Origin of the sequence: Okeania sp. SIO2B9 (assembly GCF_010672505.1) — a bacterium.
GTDB lineage: Bacteria > Cyanobacteriota > Cyanobacteriia > Cyanobacteriales > Microcoleaceae > Okeania > Okeania hirsuta.
Window position 1 is genome coordinate 1 of record NZ_JAAHGK010001742.1, and the last position, 1,182, is coordinate 1,182.

A 1,182-nucleotide genomic window follows, 5' to 3' on the forward strand; every position below is an offset into this window, starting at 1 on the left:
CCAGGCGCGCCAGATGCGGATCTGACGCTATCGCCCCAACACCGATGTACAAAGAATATTTTTCTCACCAGTTAATGAGGCAACAATTAGAGTTTTAACTGCTAATGGTTGCGAAGTTGTGATTCCTAAAAGTCAAGGTTGTTGTGCTGCTTTGCCAGAACATCAAGGGCAAACAAAACAAGCTCATACTTTGGCAAAACAAATGATAGATAGTTTTGCTAATACTGGCGTTGATGCCATTATTATTAATGCTGCGGGTTGCGGTCATACTCTGAAAGAATACGGCAATATTCTCCAAGATGATTCAGAATATTCTGACAAAGCAAAAGAGTTTTCTAGTAATGTTAAAGACGTGCAAGAATTTTTAGCAAATGTAGAATTAACAGCTAAACTTTCTCCTTTAACTGAAGAGGAAGAATTGACTATAGTTTATCAAGATGCTTGTCATTTATTACACGGTCAAAAAATTAGTTTGCAACCCAGACAACTATTACAAAAAATTCCCGGAGTGAAGTTGCGCGAACCAATAGATGCTTCTTTGTGTTGTGGTAGTGCTGGAGTTTATAATATGTTGCAACCGGAAATAGCTGATGAGTTGGGGCAACAAAAAGTAGAAAATTTGTTGAATACAGGTGCAGAATTAATTGCTTCTGCTAATCCTGGATGTTCTTTGCAGATTAAAAAGCATTTAGAATTGCAAGGAAAGAAAATGATTTTAATGCATCCAATAGAGTTATTAGATTATTCAATTCGAGGAGTTAAGCTATAAGAAGAAGAAGGAGTCAGGAGACAGGAGACAGGAGACAGTAGACAGAATTTTAGAAGAAAATCATAGCTGCCGTGATTGAGTCATCATATATATCACTCCGAAGCCAGCGTATTTCATATCTCATTGGCGAAAAAGGTCATGCATGATAACTGGATTTGGTATTTAGGGTTTGCTTATGGAAAGTCTTTTGGTAGGAGTCAGGAGACAGGAGAAAAGGGTCGGGAGCGAGGAGGCAGTAGTAAGAATTATCCCTTGATTTTTCTGCCATAGTCAGTCCAAAATCCTAACTTTTTGAGCTGCCTACAACGAAAACCTTATACTTTTTAAAGACCTAAAAAGGCACTTGTCTCTATATGTCAATGCTTTGATATTTAATCAGCAAGCCCTAAATACCAAATCCAGTTATCATGCAT

At 37.7% G+C, this 1,182-nt stretch carries 1 protein-coding gene and 1 pseudogene; both read left to right on the forward strand.

Annotated features, from left to right (window positions below):
• Window positions 1-46 precede the first annotated feature (46 nt).
• Window positions 47-769: pseudogene (locus tag F6K13_RS34100) on the forward strand ((Fe-S)-binding protein); the annotation flags it as partial.
• Between the two features lie 138 nt (window positions 770-907).
• Window positions 908-1,039 carry a hypothetical protein gene (locus F6K13_RS34105; protein WP_275670344.1) on the forward strand — a complete coding sequence of 44 codons (132 nt, stop codon included), beginning with the start codon at window positions 908-910 and terminating at the stop codon, window positions 1,037-1,039.
• Window positions 1,040-1,182: the final 143 nt, after the last annotated feature.

Bases quoted from the DNA above. Each gene is read 5' to 3' on its own strand.
- F6K13_RS34105 (WP_275670344.1), top strand. From the start codon at position 908: ATGCATGATAACTGGATTTGGTATTTAGGGTTTGCTTATGGAAAGTCT.